Source organism: Actinoplanes sp. NPDC026623 (genome assembly GCF_040638275.1).
Classification (GTDB): Bacteria; Actinomycetota; Actinomycetes; order Mycobacteriales; family Micromonosporaceae; genus Actinoplanes.
Map to the genome: position 1 here is coordinate 1 of NZ_JBEZXZ010000118.1, position 16,287 is coordinate 16,287.

The 16,287-nt window shown below is 69.9% G+C and carries 14 protein-coding genes; 7 read left to right on the forward strand and 7 right to left on the reverse strand.

Annotation, left to right across the window (positions count from 1 at the left end; all coding sequences use genetic code 11):
• From AB0F10_RS28690 to AB0F10_RS28700, 3 genes are all read left to right on the forward strand, one after another.
• On the forward strand, positions 1-401 hold a 401-nt coding region (locus AB0F10_RS28690; protein ID WP_360631664.1), incomplete at its 5' end, for a methyl-accepting chemotaxis protein.
• A 212-nt stretch (positions 402-613) separates the two neighbouring features.
• A complete protein-coding gene (locus tag AB0F10_RS28695; RefSeq protein WP_360631666.1) occupies positions 614-2,035 on the forward strand; it encodes a glycine hydroxymethyltransferase in 1,422 nt (473 codons plus the stop codon).
• 583 nt (positions 2,036-2,618) lie between these two features.
• Complete coding sequence (locus AB0F10_RS28700) at positions 2,619-4,838, forward strand: discoidin domain-containing protein (RefSeq protein WP_360631669.1); 2,220 nt, start codon at positions 2,619-2,621, stop codon at positions 4,836-4,838.
• Here the strand turns inward: AB0F10_RS28700 and AB0F10_RS28705 are convergent.
• Positions 4,825-5,850, reverse strand: a complete 1,026-nt coding sequence (locus AB0F10_RS28705) for a LacI family DNA-binding transcriptional regulator (RefSeq protein WP_360631672.1) — start codon at positions 5,848-5,850, stop codon at positions 4,825-4,827. The two genes, AB0F10_RS28700 and AB0F10_RS28705, sit on opposite strands and share 14 nt — an antisense overlap.
• A gap of 142 nt (positions 5,851-5,992) precedes the next feature.
• On the opposite strand from AB0F10_RS28705, the gene AB0F10_RS28710 reads away from it, so the two are divergent.
• Genes AB0F10_RS28710 through AB0F10_RS28720 form a run of 3 tightly spaced genes read left to right on the forward strand, consistent with a single transcriptional unit; the run spans position 5,993 to position 8,849 of the window.
• The gene (locus tag AB0F10_RS28710; RefSeq protein WP_360631675.1) at positions 5,993-7,045 is read left to right on the forward strand and encodes a substrate-binding domain-containing protein; all 1,053 of its coding nucleotides are present in this window, start codon (positions 5,993-5,995) and stop codon (positions 7,043-7,045) included.
• 2 nt (positions 7,046-7,047) lie between these two features.
• Entirely contained in the window at positions 7,048-8,079 is a 1,032-nt protein-coding gene (locus AB0F10_RS28715) for an ABC transporter permease (protein ID WP_360631678.1), read from the forward strand.
• Complete coding sequence (locus tag AB0F10_RS28720; protein WP_360631681.1) at positions 8,076-8,849, forward strand: ATP-binding cassette domain-containing protein; 774 nt, start codon at positions 8,076-8,078, stop codon at positions 8,847-8,849. Before AB0F10_RS28715 ends, AB0F10_RS28720 begins: the two co-directional genes overlap by 4 nt.
• Positions 8,850-8,909: 60 nt before the next feature.
• On the opposite strand, the gene rhaI is transcribed toward AB0F10_RS28720, so the two are convergent.
• Genes rhaI through AB0F10_RS28750 form a run of 6 tightly spaced genes read right to left on the reverse strand, consistent with a single transcriptional unit; the run spans position 8,910 to position 15,080 of the window.
• Positions 8,910-10,076 (reverse strand): L-rhamnose isomerase, encoded by a 1,167-nt coding sequence (gene rhaI / locus AB0F10_RS28725; protein ID WP_360631683.1) that lies wholly within the window; start codon positions 10,074-10,076, stop codon positions 8,910-8,912.
• 46 nt (positions 10,077-10,122) lie between these two features.
• Entirely contained in the window at positions 10,123-10,428 is a 306-nt protein-coding gene (locus AB0F10_RS28730; protein WP_360631686.1) for an L-rhamnose mutarotase, read from the reverse strand.
• Positions 10,429-10,442: 14 nt separating this feature from the next.
• Complete coding sequence (rhaS, locus tag AB0F10_RS28735; protein WP_360631689.1) at positions 10,443-11,516, reverse strand: rhamnose ABC transporter substrate-binding protein; 1,074 nt, start codon at positions 11,514-11,516, stop codon at positions 10,443-10,445.
• Between the two features lie 24 nt (positions 11,517-11,540).
• Positions 11,541-12,533 carry an ABC transporter permease gene (locus tag AB0F10_RS28740; RefSeq protein WP_360631692.1) on the reverse strand — a complete coding sequence of 331 codons (993 nt, stop codon included), beginning with the start codon at positions 12,531-12,533 and terminating at the stop codon, positions 11,541-11,543.
• Positions 12,526-13,560, reverse strand: coding sequence for an ABC transporter permease (locus AB0F10_RS28745; protein ID WP_360631695.1), 1,035 nt, complete (start codon positions 13,558-13,560; stop codon positions 12,526-12,528). The genes AB0F10_RS28740 and AB0F10_RS28745 overlap by 8 nt, the downstream gene beginning before the upstream one ends.
• Positions 13,557-15,080, reverse strand: coding sequence for a sugar ABC transporter ATP-binding protein (locus AB0F10_RS28750; protein ID WP_360631698.1), 1,524 nt, complete (start codon positions 15,078-15,080; stop codon positions 13,557-13,559). The genes AB0F10_RS28745 and AB0F10_RS28750 overlap by 4 nt, the downstream gene beginning before the upstream one ends.
• 167 nt (positions 15,081-15,247) lie before the next feature.
• On the opposite strand from AB0F10_RS28750, the gene AB0F10_RS28755 reads away from it, so the two are divergent.
• Positions 15,248-16,282, forward strand: a complete 1,035-nt coding sequence (locus AB0F10_RS28755) for a LacI family DNA-binding transcriptional regulator (RefSeq protein ID WP_360631701.1) — start codon at positions 15,248-15,250, stop codon at positions 16,280-16,282.
• The last annotated feature ends 5 nt before the right edge of the window (positions 16,283-16,287 follow it).

The following is a 16,287-nucleotide window of genomic DNA, read 5'->3' on the forward strand; positions in this document are numbered from 1 at the left end:
CGGGCAAGGGCTTCGCGGTCGTCGCCGGCGAGGTCAAGGACCTCGCGCAGGAGACGGCGAGGGCGACCGAGGACATCTCCCGCCGGGTCGAGACGATCCAGGCGGACACGTCCGGCGCGGTGGCGGCGATCGGCGAGATCACGCACATCATCCAGCAGATCAACGACTACCAGGTCACCATCGCCTCGGCGGTCGAGGAGCAGACCGCGACCACGGCCGAGATGAGCCGCAGCATCGGCGAGGCGGCCAACGGCAGCTCGACGATCGCCGCGAACATCAACGGCGTGGCCCAGTCCGCCGAGCAGACCAGCGGCACGCTGGCCGAGGCGGACGACGCGATGAGCCGGCTGGGCCGGGTGGCCGACGAACTCCGGGCGGTCGCGGAACGCTTCCGGGTCTGAGGGGCGGGGCATGCCCGAAATGTGTGGTGCCGGGGCCGCCGACCTGGGCAAGCGATCGCGCGGCGCGGGCGTCGCCGGTATGCTGTTCGGCGGGCCGTGACTGGCGCGTTCGGATGGGCCAACCATCGTGGAGCGGCCCCGTCCCGTGGTGACCGGTCCGCTGGGCGACCTGCCGTGCGCCTGGGCCTCTTCACCTGTGATAGGGAGGTCCGATGTCTGCACTGAACGCCGAGTCGACCGCATTCCGTTCCGCTCTCGAAGCGGTCCGCGCCGTCGAGCCACGCATCGCCGACGCGATCGCCAAGGAGCTCACGGACCAGCGCGAGTCGCTCAAGCTGATCGCTTCCGAAAACTACGCGTCACCCGCCGTGCTGCTCGCCATGGGCAACTGGCTCAGCGACAAGTACGCGGAGGGCACCATCGGCCGCCGGTTCTACGCCGGCTGCCAGAACGTCGACACCGTCGAGGCCGTCGCCGTCGAGCACGCCAAGGCCCTGTTCGACGCGCCCTACGCGTACGTGCAGCCGCACTCCGGCATCGACGCCAACCTGGTCGCGTACTGGGCGATCCTGGCCGACCGGGTCGAGGCGCCGGCGCTGGCCAAGGTGCAGAAGCGCAACGTCAACGACATGACCGACGCCGAGTGGGCCGAGCTTCGCGCCGCGTTCGGCAACCAGCGCATGCTCGGCATGTCGCTCGACGCCGGCGGCCACCTCACCCACGGCTTCCGGCCGAACATCTCCGGCAAGATGTTCGACCAGCGCAGCTACGGCGTCGACCCGGCAACCGGCCAGATCGACTACGCGGCGCTGCGTGCGACGGCCAAGGAGTTCCGGCCGCTGGTCATCGTCGGCGGCTACTCGGCGTACCCCCGCAAGGTGAACTTCCGCATCATGCGGGAGATCGCCGACGAGGTCGGCGCGACCTTCATGGTCGACATGGCGCACTTCGCGGGCCTGGTCGCCGGCAAGGTCTTCACCGGCGACTTCGACCCGATCCAGAACGCGCACATCGTCACCACGACGACGCACAAGAGCCTGCGCGGCCCCCGTGGCGGCGCGGTCTTCTGCCAGCCGGAGCTCTCCGCCCAGGTCGACCGCGGCTGCCCGATGGTGCTGGGCGGCCCGCTCTCGCACGTGATGGCCGCCAAGGCGATCGCGTTCGCCGAGGCCCGCCGCCCCGAGTTCGCCGACTACGCGCAGCGCATCGTCGACAACTCCCAGGCGCTCGCGGCCGGCCTGACCAGCCGCGGCGCCACGGTCGTCAGCGGCGGCACCGACAACCACCTGGTGCTGATCGACGTCGACAAGTACGGCCTGACCGGCCGCCAGGCGGAGCAGGCGCTGCTCGACTCGGGCATCGTCACGAACCGCAACTCGATCCCGCAGGACCCGAACGGCGCCTGGTACACCTCCGGCATCCGCATCGGCACGCCGGCGCTGACCACCCGCGGCCTCGGCACGGCGGAGATGGATCAGATCGCCGAGCTCATGCACACGGTCCTGACCCTCACGCAGCCCGGCGCGTCGAAGGCGAAGTTCGACCTGGACGCCGCGGTGTCCGACCGGGTCGCCAAGCAGGCCACCGAGCTTCTCGCCGACTTCCCGCTCTACCCGACGGTCGACCTGGGCTGACCGCGAACCGCTCATTACGCCGCGTACCCGGCCGCCACCGGGTGCGCGGCGTAATGCTTTCCCGGCCCGGGAAGCGCTTCCCCACTATTCTGCCCTGCCGTCCGATCTGCGGGCGATGGCGGTATTGCGCGTCTTGCAGATACGAGCCCATTCGGGCATGTCGATTTCTGGTTCGACAATCGTTATCGACCCGGGTGAATCCCGTCGCGGTCGCCCGATGGGCGGCCCGGGCGGTCACCGCCCGTCCCGCACCCCTCGACCGTTCCGTCGGCCCTCGTCGCAGCTCAGCGCCCGGACGGAGGGTTGTCTGTCGACATTGGTCACCAAGAGTCAGGCAATCGTCGCTGCCGATGGAGGGGCCGGGTGTCGTCGCGCCGGGCGGGCCGCCGGGCGAGCGGCACCGATTCATCGCCGCTTAACTTTTGGACTCTCCTTTGACACATCGGCGTAACGAACTTAGCGTCCAGAAGCCGGGGGAGCGCTCTCTGCGAACGCCTCCCCGTCATCCCCAACCGGGAGCTTTCCCCGGCTCCCGCCCGGACGCGCATCCCCCGCGCCCGTACCGCCGTGTCTAGGAGATGCAATGGTCATCCCTGATCCCTCAACCGTCGCCGAGAGACGAACCCGCAGCCGGTGGCGCTTCGCCGCCACCGGGGCCCTGGTCGCCGCGGTCGTCGCGGGCTTCGGTGCGGTCACCGCGCTGAGCGCCTCGGCCGCCGAGACGCTGCTGTCGCAGGGCAAGCCGGCCACCACCTCGTCGTCGGAGAACCCCGGCGTGTTCCCGGCCTCCGCCGCGGTCGACGGCGACGCGGGCACCCGCTGGTCGTCGGCGTTCGCCGACCCGCAGTGGCTGCAGGTCGACCTGGGCGCCAGTTCGGCGATCACCCGGGTCGAGCTCAACTGGGAGGCGGCGTTCGCCAAGACCTTCCGGATCCAGACCTCCGCCGACGGCGGCACCTGGTCCGACGCCACCGCGGCCACCGCGGGCGTCGCCGGGGTGCAGAGCCTCGCGGTCTCGGCCACCGCCCGCTACGTCCGGATGTACGGCACCGAGCGCGCCACCCAGTACGGGTACTCACTCTGGGAGTTCAAGATCTTCGGCGGCACGACGACGACCCCGACGACGCCGCCGACGACCGGCCCGACCGTGCCCGGCGGCGGCAGCCTCGGCGCGAACGTGATCGTCTTCGACCCGTCGATGTCGAGCGCCTCGATCCAGAGTCAGGCCGACACGATCTTCCGGCAGCAGGAGTCGAACCAGTTCGGCCTGCAGCGCTACGTGCTCGCGTTCAAGCCGGGCACCTACAACGGCCTGAACATCCAGGTCGGCTTCTACACCTCGGTGCTCGGCCTCGGCCAGAACCCGCAGGACACCCGGATCAACGGCGACATCACCGTCGACGCCGGCTGGTTCCAGGGCAACGCGACCCAGAACTTCTGGCGCTCGGTCGAGAACCTCTCGGTGTACCCGGTCTCCGGTGCCAACCGCTGGGCCGTCTCGCAGGCCGCGCCGTTCCGCCGGATGGACATCCACGGCAACCTCAACCTCGCCCCGGACGGCTACGGCTGGGCGTCCGGCGGCTACATCGCCGACTCCCGGATCAGCGGCTCCGAGCAGCAGTACTCGCAGCAGCAGTGGTTCACCCGCAACAGCACCATCGGCTCGAGCCTGAACGCGGTGTGGAACCAGGCGTTCGTCGGTGTGCAGGGCGCGCCGGCGACGAGCTTCCCGAACCCGCCGTACACCACGATCGGCACCGCGCCGGTCATCCGGGAGAAGCCGTACCTGTACCAGGCCGGCGGCGCGTACCAGGTGTTCGTCCCCAACCTGCAGACCAACGCCGCCGGGGTGACCTGGGCGAACGGCAACACCCCGGGCACCGCGATCCCGCTCACGCAGTTCTACGTCGCCAAGCCCGGCGACAGCGCCGCGACGATCAACAGCGCCCTCGCGCAGGGCCTCAACCTGCTCTTCCAGCCGGGCGTCTACCACGTCAACCAGACGATCAACGTGACCCGGGCGAACACCGTGGTGCTCGGCCTCGGCTACGCCACGATCATCCCGGACGGCGGCGTCACGCCGATGCAGGTGTCCGACGTGGACGGCGTGAAGATCGCCGGCCTGCTCTTCGACGCGGGCACGACCAACTCGGCGAACCTGCTGGTGATCGGCCCGAACGGCTCCTCGGCCAGCCACGCCGGCAACCCGACGACCGTGCAGGACGTGTTCTTCCGGATCGGCGGATCGATCGCCGGCAAGGCCACCAACAGCCTGCTGGTGAACAGCAACAACACGATCATCGACCACATCTGGGCCTGGCGCGCCGACCACGGCAACGCCGGCACCTACGGCTGGACGGTCAACACCGCGGACAGCGGCCTGATCGTCAACGGTCAGAACGTGACCGCGTACGGCCTGTTCGTCGAGCACTACCAGAAGTACGAGGTGCAGTGGAACGGCAACGGGGGCCGCACCTACTTCCTGCAGAACGAGCAGCCGTACGACCCGCCGAACAACGCCACCTGGCGCTCCGGCGCCAACGGGTACGCGGCGTACAAGGTCGCCGACAACGTGACCAGCCACGAGGCCTGGGCGATGGGCAGCTACTGCTACTTCAACATCAACCCGCAGGTGCACTCGGACCGCGGCTTCGAGGTCCCGGTCAACTCCGGGGTGAAGCTGCACAGCATCTTCACCGTCTCGCTGGGTGGCCAAGGGGTCATCGACCACGTCGTCAACAACACCGGCGGCGCGGCACAGGGCACGGACACCGTGCCGGTCAACATCGTCAACTTCCCGTAGCCCGTACCTGAGGGCGCAGCTCACCGGAGCCGCGCGGGATCAGCGTCGTCGCGATGCTGATCTCGCGCGGCTCCGCCGTTTCCCCGTCGATGCGCTCGAGGAGCGCCCGGGCCGCCGCGCGGCCCATCTCGGCCGGGTCCTGGGCGATCACCGTGACCGCGGGTTCGAGCAGGTCGGCCAGGGGGAAGTCGTCGAAGCCGACGAGGGCCGCGTCGCGGTGCCGGTCGAGCAGGCGCAGCGCCCGCACCGCGCCGATGGTGATCAGGTTGCGGCCGGTGAACAGGGCGGTCGGCGGCCGCGGCCGCCGGAAGAGATTCCGGGTGACGGCCTCCGCGGCCTGCGAACCGCGTAGCCCGTCGATCATGAAGGGGCGCAGTCCGGCGGCGTCGACCGCGGAGAGGTAGCCACGGCGGCGCTCGCCGGTCGTCGCGGCGTCGGCCCGGCCCCCGAGGAACGCGATGCGGCGATGCCCGTACGCGATCAGGTGCCGGACCGCGCGCACCGCCCCGGCGGCGTCGCGGGCCAGCACGCAGTCACCCGCGAATCCGGTGGCCGGCCGCTGCACGAAGACGACCGGGACGTCCGGCGGCAGGTCCGCGGCGAGATAACCCTGGTCCGGGCCGGCCGGCGCGAGGATCAGGCCGTCGGCGTGCCGTCGCGCGAAGGCCCGGACCAGGTCGCGTTCGCGGTCGGGGTCCTCGTCGAGGCTGCCGGCCAGCACGTGCACGCCGCGCGCCCGGGCCTCGTCCTCGACCGCCCGGTGCAGGGCCGCGGAGAACGGGTTGCCGACGTCCTCGACCAGCAGCCCGATGGTCCCGGTGCGCCGGTCCTTGCGGCGCAGCATGCTCGCGCCGAGGTGGCGGCGGTAGTTCAGCGAGCCGATCGCGGCGCGGACCCGGGCGGCCAGGGCGGGGTCCACGGTGAGCTCGCCGTTCACGACCCGGGAGACGGTCTTGAGGCTGACGCCCGCGGCCCGGGCGACGTCGTTCATGGTGGGCCGGCGGTGCGTCATGATCCCCCCTGGCATTGATCGATATGAATGACGATCACGGAATGCAACGTCATGGAAACTAATTGTTGACACTCGATGCGCCGAGTCGTCTACTGCAAGACAACGTTGTCTCACGATTTTGCTAAATCGATTTGGAGGGGACATGCGCCAATCAACGCTGATCAAGCGCGGGCGCCTCGGGCCCGCGCTGGTCGCGGTGGCCGTGGTTCTCGGCACCGCGGCCTGCGGCGGTGACGACGCCGGTGGCCAAGCGATCGTCGGGCTGATCACCAAGACGGACACGAACCCCTTCTTCGTCAAGATGAAGGAGGGCGCGCAGCAGGCCGCGGACGCGGCCGGACTGAAGCTGCAGACCTTCGCCGGCAAGCAGGACGGCGACAACGAGGCGCAGGTGCAGGCGATCGAGAGCCTGATCTCCGCCGGCGCCCGGGGCTTCCTGATCACCCCGAGCGACTCGAAGGCGATCGTCCCGGCGATCGACAAGGCCAAGCAGCAGGGCATGCTCGTCATCGCCCTGGACACCCCGACCGACCCGGCCGACGCCGCCGACGCGACCTTCGCCACCGACAACTACCAGGCGGGCAAGCTCATCGGGCAGTGGGCCAAGGCGAAGTTCGCCGCCGGCGGCAAGCAGGCGAAGATCGCCATGCTCGACCTCAACGCCAACGGGGTCTCCGTCGACGTCAAGCGCGACCAGGGCTTCCTGGACGGCTTCGGCATCCCGGTCGGCGACCCCAACAAGATCGGCGACGAGAACGACCCGCGGATCTCCGGCCACGACGTGACCGACGGCGCCGAGGACGGCGGCCGCACGGCGATGGAGAACCTGCTGCAGAAGGACCCGTCGATCAACCTCGTCTACACGATCAACGAGCCCGCGGCGGCCGGCGCCTACCAGGCGATCAAGGCCGCCGGCAAGGACAAGGCCGTCACCATCGTCTCGATCGACGGCGGCTGCCCCGGCGTCGACAACGTCAAGGCCGGCGTGATCGGCGCGACCTCCATGCAGTTCCCGCTCAAGATGGCGTCGCTCGGCATCGAGGCGCTCGACAAGTTCATCGACGACGGCACCAAGCCGCAGGCGACCGCCGGCAAGGACTTCGTGGACACCGGTGTCACGCTGATCACCGACCAGGCACAGTCCGGGCTCGCGTCCGAGGACTCGGCCTGGGGCAAACAGAACTGCTGGGGCTGACGATGACCACCGTCGCGAAGCCGCCACCCCGGCCGCAGGACTTCGAGGTCCGGCACAACGACTCGCTCGGGCTGCGCCTGCAGCACCTGCTGCACGGCAACCCGACGCTCGGCCCGCTGGCCGTGCTGATCGTCGCGATCGTCGCCTTCTCGATCGCCAACCAGCGCTTCTTCTCGGCGCCCAACCTGTCCCTGGTGCTCGCACAGGTCACCGTCATCGCGGTGCTCGCGCTGGGCCAGACGCTCATCATCCTGACCGCCGGCATCGACCTCTCGGTCGGCGCGATCGCCGTCTTCTCGTCGATCCTGATGGCGAACTTCGCCACCAAGCTCGGCATGCCCGGCCTGCTGGCGCTGCTGCTCGGCCTCGTCTGCGGCACGGCGATGGGCGCGCTCAACGGCTTCCTGGTCACCAAGATCAAGCTGCCGCCGTTCATCGTCACGCTGGGCACGCTGAGCATCTTCTTCTCGCTGAACTCGGTGGTCTCCAAGAGCGAGACCATCCGCGGCTCGGACATGCCGGACATCCTCACGTGGACCGGCACGACGATCCCGATCGGCGGCTTCCGGCTCACCTACGGCTCGATCATCATGCTGCTGCTGTTCGCGGTCTTCTTCTACGCCCTCGGCTCGACGGCCTGGGGCAAGCACGTCTACGCGACCGGCGACGACCTCGAGGCGGCCCGGCTGGCGGGCATCAGGACCAACCGGGTGCTGTTCTCGGTCTACACCGTGGCCGGCCTGCTCTACGCGGTCGGCGCGTGGATCCTCATCGGCCGGCTGGCATCCGCCAGCCCCAACGTCGGCGTCGACTACAACCTCGACTCGATCACCGCGGTCGTGCTCGGCGGGACCAGCCTCTTCGGCGGTCGCGGCGGCGTGCTCGGCACCCTGATCGGCGCGCTGATCGTCGGCGTGTTCCGCAACGGCCTGCAGCTCGCGGGCGTCGAGGTCGTCTGGCAGGGCTTCGCGATCGGCCTGTTGGTCCTGGTGGCGGTCTCGCTGGACCAGTGGATCAGGAAGGTGAAAACGTGACGACGGCGGTGTTGGAAGCGCGGGGCATCACCAAGCGGTACGGCCGGGTCACCGCCATCGAGAACAGCGACCTGGAGTTGTATCCGGGCGAGATCCTCGCGGTGATCGGCGACAACGGCGCCGGGAAGTCGAGCCTGATCAAGGCACTCTCGGGCGCCCTGATCCCGGACAGCGGCGAGATCTACCTGGACGGCAGGCGGGTCCAGTTCCGTAATCCGATGGACGCCCGCTCGGCCGGGATCGAGACGGTCTACCAGACCCTCGCGGTGGCGCCGGGCCTGGACATCGCCGACAACCTGTTCCTCGGCCGGGAGGAACGCAAGCCGGGCGTGCTCGGCTCGGTGTTCCGCCTGCTGGACAAGCGGCACATGCGCGCGGAGGCGAGACGCCACATGAACGAGCTCGGCGTGGCGACCCTGCAGAACATCGGCCAGGCCGTGGAGTCGCTCTCCGGGGGCCAGCGCCAGGCGGTCGCGGTGGCCCGCTCCGCGGCGTTCGGCAGCAAGGTGGTGATCCTCGACGAGCCGACGGCGGCGCTGGGTGTCAAGGAGGGCAACCGGGTACTGCAGCTGATCCGCGACGTGCGCGACCGGGGCCTGCCGGTGATCCTGATCAGCCACAACATGCCGCACGTCTTCGAGGTGGCCGACCGGATCCACATCCAGCGCCTGGGCCGCCGGGCCACGGTGATCACCCCGGAGAGCCACTCGATGTCCGAGGCGGTGGCCATCATGACGGGCGCGACCGAGCCGCCACCGCACACCGGGTAGGGCATCATCCGCGGGAGGCCTCCGCCTGACGAGGCGGCGGCCGCCCCACGGGTGATCGCGCTACGCGCCCCAGCCGGCCTGCCGGCCGCCCACCCGGTCCCGCACGATCTGCTCCTGATAACCGCTCCTCCGGTACGCCGCGACCGGGTTCGGATCAAGCCCCGCGTCCGCCCGCACCTCGCCCAGCAGCGGCCTGACGTCGGTGTTGTACGCGTCCATCAGCACCGCGTTCGCCTCCAGCACGTCGCCGTCGGTCTGCGCCTTGGCGAGGGCGTCGCGGTCGACAAGCAGCGCCTTCGCGGTCGCCTCCTGGATGTTCATGACCGACCGGATGATGGCCGGGATCTTCGCCTCGATGTTGTGGCACTGGTCGAGCATGAAGTTGATGCCGTACGCCGGGTCGAGGGCGCCGCCGCGCACGATCTCGTTCATGATGCGGAACAGCTGGAACGGGTCCGCGGCGCCGGCCATGAGGTCGTCGTCGGCGTAGAAGCGGCTGTTGAAGTCGAACGCGCCGAGCTTTCCCTGCCGCAGCAGGAAGGCCACGATGAACTCGATGTTCGTGCCCGGCGCGTGGTGCCCGGTGTCGATGCACACCGTCGCCCGGTCGCCGAGCTCGACGCAGTGCGCGTAGGACGTGCCCCAGTCCGGGATGTCGGTGGCGTAGAAGGCCGGCTCGAAGAGCTTGTACTCCAGCAGGATGCGCTGGTTTTCGCCGAGCCGGTCGTAGGTCTCGCGCAGCGCCGCCGCCAGGCGGTCCTGGCGGTTGCGCAGGTCGTCCTGCCCCGGATAGTTGATGCCGTCGGAGAACCACAGCTTCAGGTCCCGCGACCCGGTGGCGTCCATGATGTCGACCGCCTCGAGCAGGTGGTCGGTGGCCTTGCGGCGGATGCCGGGGTCCGGGTTCGTCACCGAGCCCAGCTTGTAGTCGTCGTCCTGGAAGACGTTGGTGTTGATGGCGCCCAGCCCCACCCCGAGCTCCCGCGCGTACGCGGACAGCGCCGCGTAGTCGTCCACCTTGTCCCACGGGATGTGCAGCGCGACCGTCGGCGCCACGCCCGTGAACCGGTGCACGGCAGCGGCGTCGGCGATCTTCTCCTCGGGGCTGCGGGGCACGCCGGCCTGCGCGAAAACCTTGAACCGGGTGCCGGAGTTGCCGAAGGCCCAGGACGGGGTCTCGATTCGTTGCGCGGCGAGGGCCCGTTTGACGGCGGCCAGGTCAGCCATTGTGTATCACTTACCTTCTGTGTCTGCTTCTGTGTCTTCGTCTTCTTCAGAGGTGGAAGACCTCGGTGAGCAGGGGGAAGCCGTCGCCGGGCGCGGTGCCGGCGAAGAACTGGGCCATCTCCGCCTGCCAGCGGGCGTTCACGTCGGTGGCCTCCATCGCGGCCCGGGACGCCTCGAGGTCGTCGGCCTCGACGTAGCCGATCAGCAGCCCGTCGGGCCGAAGGAACAGGGAGTAGTTGCGCCAGCCGGTGGCCCGCAATGCCTGGAGCATCTCGGGCCACACGGCCTGGTGCCGCTCCACGTACTCCGCCATCCGCTCGGGGCGGACCTGGAGGTGGAAGCAGTAGCGCATACCGGTGCCTCGGCTCAGAAGTCGAACTGGTCGATGTTGGCGGCGGTGAACTCGGTCGGCGGGCCGAGCACGATCTCGCCGGCGGCGCCGATGGTGTACTCCTTGAGCTTGCCGGCGGTGAACTTCTCGCCCTCCTTGCCGGTGATCTGGCCGGAGGCCAGCGCGGCGCCCGCGTACCCGGCGAGGTAGCCGATGTCCGCCGGGTTCCAGAGGGCGAACTTCTTCACGGTGCCGTCCTTGACGTACTCGCGCATCTGGTTCGGCAGGCCGAGGCCGGTGATGGCCACCTTGCCCTTGTAGTTCGAGGAGCTGACGTAGCGCGCGGCCGCGGCGATGCCGACGGTGGTCGGCGAGACGATGACCTTCAGGTTCGGGTACGACTGCAGCAGGCCCTGCGCCTCCTGGAAGGACTTCTGGTCGTCGTCGTTGCCGTACACGGTCTTGACCAGCTTGAGCTTGGCGTTCTCCGGCTTGGCCAGCTCGGTCTTCATGACGTCGATCCAGGCGTTCTGGTTGGTGGCGTTCGGGGTCGCGGAGAGGATCGCGATCTCGCCCGCGCCGCCGGCCAGCTCGCTGGCCATCTTGACCAGGCTCTCGCCGATGCCCTGGGTGGTGGCCTGGTTGATGAAGACGTCGCGGCACTCCTTGGCGGCGTCGGAGTCGAACGCGACGATGTTGATGCCGGCCTGGCGTGCCTGGTTCAGCGACGGGCACACCGCGTTCGGGTCGTTCGCGGCGATGACGATCACGTCCTGCTGCTGCTGGATCAGCGTGTTGATGTAGCTGACCTGCGACGAGGCGCTCGCGTCGTTCGGACCGACCAGCTTGTACTCGCCCTTGAGCTCCCCGACCGCCACCTTGCCGCCGCCCACCTCGACGTCGGAGTACGGGTTGTTGAGCTGCTTCGGCAGGTACGCGATCTTCAGGCCTTCCTTGAGCTTCGCGTTGGGGTCGGCGGTGGCCGCGGTCGACGCGGCCGCACCCGAGTCGGAGGAATTGTCCTTGGTGGTGCCGCCGCAGGCCGCTATACCGAGGACGAGCAGTGATGCCGCGCTTGCCGAGAGTAGGCGTCGGTGGGAACGAAGCATGGCGAACTCCTATGAGGGGGGAGGTTAAACAGCGGCGGCGCGACGGAGTCTCCGTCTTTGCCAGGTGTTGCGGATCGAGGTGGCGATGTTGGGCAGGAGCACGGAGAGCACGAGCAGGGCGCCGGTGACGACGTTCAGCGCCTGGCCCGACACGTCCTGCAGGCGTAGGGCGTTCTGGAGGGCGGCGAGCAGGACCACGCCGGCGAGGACACCGGGGAGGCTGCCCTTGCCGCCGAAGATGGAGACGCCGCCGAGCAGGACCGCGGCGACCACGGCCAGTTCGAGACCGGCGCCGTTGTCCGCGCGGGCGCTGGAGTAGCGCAGCGTCCACAGCACACCGGCGAGCCCGGCGACCGCACCGCTGACCACGTAGAGCCAGAATTTGGTGCGGGCGACGCGGATGCCGGAGAAGTGGGCGGCCTGTGCGTTCGCGCCGATCGCGTACAGGGAACGGCCGAACGGGGTCGCGTGCAGGATCACCCCGAAGAGCACCGCGAGCGGGACGATCAGGACGAGGACGTTGGGGACCGAGCCGTCACCGATGGTGCCGGTGACCCAGCCGGTGTAGTTGAACGGGAAGTCCGCGACGGCGCCGTCCCCGAGCACCACGAAGGCGAGCCCGCGGTAGAGGGCGAGCGTGCCGATCGTGACCGCCAGCGAGGGCAGCCCGAGCCCGGTGACCAGGAAGCCGTTCAGCGCGCCGAGCAGCGCGCCGGCGACGATGCAGATCGGGATGATCGACTCGATGGACAGGCCCTGATTCCACAGGTATCCCATGATCGAGCTGGCCAGGCCGAGCGTGCTCGCCACCGACAGGTCGATCTCGCCGGTCACGATGATGAAGGTCATCGGCAGTGCGACCAGCATGATCGGCATCAGGTCCAGGACCAGGAAGGTGAAGTTGCGGCCGGTCCCGAAGTTGCTGACGGTCAGCGAGGCGACCACCAGCACGGCGACCGTCAGCAGGATGATGATGCTGTCCCAGCTCGCCAGCCGGGCCCTCACACGCTCAGACATGGGAGTCCTTCTTCCGCAGCGCGCGGGCGATCCGGACCGCGACCAGGCGGTCCGCGCAGATGGCCGCGATGATCAGGGCGCCGACGATGGCCTGCTGCCAGAACTGGTTGATGTCCAGGACGGCCAGGGCGCTGCCGATGACGGTCAGCAGCAGCGCGCCGAGGCCGGCGCCCCAGACCGTGCCGCTGCCGCCGAAGACGGCCACCCCGCCGACGACGACGGCGGCGACGACGTTGAGCTCGAGGCCGGTGCCGGCGGCGGCGTCGACCGTGCCGAACCGGGCGGCGAAGAGCACCCCGGCCAGGCCGGCCAGCGCGCCGCTGAGCACGAACACGCCCAGCAGGTTGCGGGCCACCCGGATGCCGGCCAGCTCGGCGGCCTGCGGGCTCGAGCCCATCGCGTACAGCTCGCGACCGACCCGGTAGTTGCGCATCATCACCGAGACGCCGCCGACCACGATGAGCGCGATCAGCACCAGCCAGGGCAGGAAGCCGAGGAACGAGTCGTTGGCGAAGGTCAGGAAGTGCCGGGGCAACTCGTCGGCGTTGACCTGCTGGCCGCCCGCCCAGGAGTAGGTGACGCCGCGGAAGATGTAGAGCGTGCCGAGCGTGACCACCAGGGCCGGCACCCGGCCGAAGCGGACCAGCACGCCGTTGATCAGCCCGGCCACGCCGCCGATGGCGAGTCCGGCCAGGATCGCGACGATCATCGGCAGGCCCGGGTTGGCGCTCATCATGGTCGCGACGGCGAACGCGCTCAGCCCGAGCACGGACCCGACCGACAGGTCGATGTTGCGGGTGATGACCACGACGGCCTGCCCGGCCGCCATCACCGCGAGGATCGCCGTGTTCAGCAGGATGTCGCGGACGCTCTGTCCGGAGAGGAAGCGCGGGTTGCCGGCGGCGGTGTAACAGATCAGCGCGGCGAGGGCCAGGATGATGCCGAGCTCGCGCGTCCTGATCAGGGCACCGACGATCCTCTTGACCGGGGAGGGTGTCGGTGGGGCGGTGGCCGAGGCCGCGCTCACGTTGCGACCTGCTGTCCCATGGCGGCGTACATGACGGACTCCTGGTTGGCTTCTTCTCGGGTGAGCTGGGCGACGACGTGGCCCTCGCGCAGGACGACGATCCGGTCGGCCATGCCCAGCACCTCGGGCAGCTCGGACGAGACCATCACCACGGCGAGGCCGCGGGCCGCCAGCGACGACATCAGCCGGTGCACCTCGGCCTTGGTGCCGACGTCGATGCCGCGGGTCGGCTCGTCGACGATGAGCAGCTTCGGCTCGGTGGCCAGCCACTTGGCCAGCACGACCTTCTGCTGGTTGCCGCCGGACAGCGTGCCGACCGGGTCGGACAGCCGGCCCAGCTTGGTCTGCAACTGCTGCGTCCAGCTTCGGGCCTCGCGCCGCTCGGACCCGCCGAGCAGCAGGCCCAGCCGGGCGAGCGCGCGGCTGCGCGGCAGCGTCACGTTGCGCTCGACGGAGAGCTCCATGATCAGCCCCTGCTGGCGACGGTCCTCGGGGACGAGCGCCATGCCGGCCGCCATCGCCGCCCGTGGCGAGCCGGCCCGCAGCGGCTTGCCGAGGAAGCGGACCGAGCCGGTGTCGTAGGTGTCCACGCCGAACACCGCCTGCATCACCTCGGAGCGGCCGGCGCCGACCAGGCCGGCCAGCGCGACGATCTCGCCGGCCCGGACCGTGAAGCTGATGTCGCGGAAGACGCCCTCGCGGCCGAGGCCCTCCACCTCGAGCACGGTCTCGCCGACGACGGCGTCCTGCTTGGGGAAGAGCGCGCTCAGCTCGCGCCCGACCATCCGCCGGATCATGTCGTCGACGCTGAGGTCCGCGACGAGTTCGGTGCAGACGTGCCGGCCGTCCCGCATGATCGTGACCCGCTGGCAGAGGGCGGTGATCTCCTCGAAGCGGTGCGAGATGAACATGATCGCGGCGCCCTCGTCGCGCAGCGCCCGGGCGACCGTGAAGAGCCGTTCGACCTCGACCCCGCTGAGCGCGGCCGTCGGCTCATCCATGATCAGGATGCGGGCCTCGCTGGAGAGCGCCTTCGCGATCTCGACGAGTTGCTGGTCGGCGATGGACAGCCCGCGGGCCGGCCGGTCCGGGTCGATGTGCACGCCGAGCCGGGCGAAGAGCCGGGTCGCGTTGGCGTGCATGGCCCGGCGGTCGATCTGCCGCAGCCGGGTCAGCGGCTGGTTGCCCATCGCGATGTTCTCGGCGACCGACAGGTCGGGGAGGAGCGTCGGCTCCTGGTAGATCACGGCGATGCCGGCGGCCTTGGCGTCGGCCGGGCCGCCGAAATCGGCCGGAACGCCGTTGACCGCGAGGGTCCCGGTGTCGGGGCGGTAGACCCCGGCGAGCATCTTCACGATGGTGGACTTGCCCGCGCCGTTCTCGCCGACCACCGCGTGCGCCTCGCCCGCGTACAGGGGGAAGCTGACCCCCTGCACGGCCGCGACGGCGCCGAAGGACTTGGTCACGTCGCGTACTTCCAGCGCCGGGATGGGCGACGACTCGTCGGGCGCTGCCGCCACGGGCCACCTCCGCAAACGTTGTTTGAAATGTTTCATAAGCTGTGTGACGAACGTAGGTGGCGCCGATCACACGTGTCAAGCATCTGGTCGAAACCAACGAGAAACACGCCCGGGGCAGGGGCGGCCGGTACCGTAGGATGACGCTTCAACGTTTCAAAGGGGGAGTCTTGGTCAACGGCAGGACACCGTCCGTAAAGGACGTCGCCCGGTCGGCCGGTGTCTCCCTCGGCACGGTGTCGAACGTGATGAACCGGCCCGAGGTGGTCAGCCCGGCCACTCGCGAGCGGGTCGAACGGGCCATGGCCGAGCTCGGCTTCGTGCGCAACGAGTCGGCACGCCAGCTGCGCGCCGGCACCAGCCGCACCCTGGCGTACGTGATGCTCGACGGCACCAACCCGTTCTTCCACGACGTCGCGCAGGGCATCGAGCTCGCCGCCGAGGACGCCGACCTGTCGCTGTTCATCTGCAACAGCAACAGCCGCGCGGAGCGCGAGGAGGTGCACGTCGACCGCCTCATGCAGCAGCGGGTACAGGGCATCCTGATCACCCCGGTCAACCCGGAGGCCGGCTACCTCGCCGAGATCGCCCGGAGGGGCATCCCGGTGGTCATAGTCGACCGGGTCGGCGCCGGCGGGGTGTTCTGCTCCGTGGCCGTCGACGACGTGCTGGGCGGCCGGATCGCCGTCGAGCACCTGGCCGAGCAGGGGCACACCCGGGTCGCCGTGGTCGGCGGGCCGGACTCGATCGGGCAGGTTCGCGAGCGGGTGCAGGGTGCCCGGCAGATCTGGGAAGAGCTCGGCCTGCCGCCCGACGATCTGATCTACCTGCCGACGGCCGCGCTGACGGTCGCCGAGGGGCGTTCCGCGGGGGAGCGGCTCGCCGGCATCCCGGCCCGGCGCCGGCCGACCGCCGCGTTCTGCGCCAACGACCTGCTCGCGCTCGGCCTGCTGCAGCAGAGCATCGGCGCCGGCCTGCGGGTGCCGGAGGAGCTGGCCATCGTCGGCTTCGACGACATCGAGTTCGCCGCCGCGGCGGCGGTCCCGCTGACCTCGGTGCGCCAGCCGCGCCAGGAGCTGGGCCGCGCCGCCGCCCAGCTCGTGCTCGACGAGGCGACCAACCCCGACCACGAGCACCAGCAGCTCACCTTCGTGCCGGAGCTGGTCGCGCGGGCCTCGACGGTGGTGCGTTCGCGGGGCTACTAGGCCTC

Coding starts and splice junctions, on each gene's coding strand:
- AB0F10_RS28695 (WP_360631666.1), top strand. CDS start 614: ATGTCTGCACTGAACGCCGAGTCGACCGCATTCCGTTCCGCTCTCGAA.
- AB0F10_RS28715 (WP_360631678.1), top strand. CDS start 7,048: ATGACCACCGTCGCGAAGCCGCCACCCCGGCCGCAGGACTTCGAGGTC.
- AB0F10_RS28710 (WP_360631675.1), top strand. CDS start 5,993: ATGCGCCAATCAACGCTGATCAAGCGCGGGCGCCTCGGGCCCGCGCTG.
- rhaI (WP_360631683.1), bottom strand. CDS start 10,076: ATGGCTGACCTGGCCGCCGTCAAACGGGCCCTCGCCGCGCAACGAATC.
- rhaS (WP_360631689.1), bottom strand. CDS start 11,516: ATGCTTCGTTCCCACCGACGCCTACTCTCGGCAAGCGCGGCATCACTG.
- AB0F10_RS28740 (WP_360631692.1), bottom strand. CDS start 12,533: ATGTCTGAGCGTGTGAGGGCCCGGCTGGCGAGCTGGGACAGCATCATC.
- AB0F10_RS28730 (WP_360631686.1), bottom strand. CDS start 10,428: ATGCGCTACTGCTTCCACCTCCAGGTCCGCCCCGAGCGGATGGCGGAG.
- AB0F10_RS28705 (WP_360631672.1), bottom strand. CDS start 5,850: ATGACGCACCGCCGGCCCACCATGAACGACGTCGCCCGGGCCGCGGGC.
- AB0F10_RS28700 (WP_360631669.1), top strand. CDS start 2,619: ATGGTCATCCCTGATCCCTCAACCGTCGCCGAGAGACGAACCCGCAGC.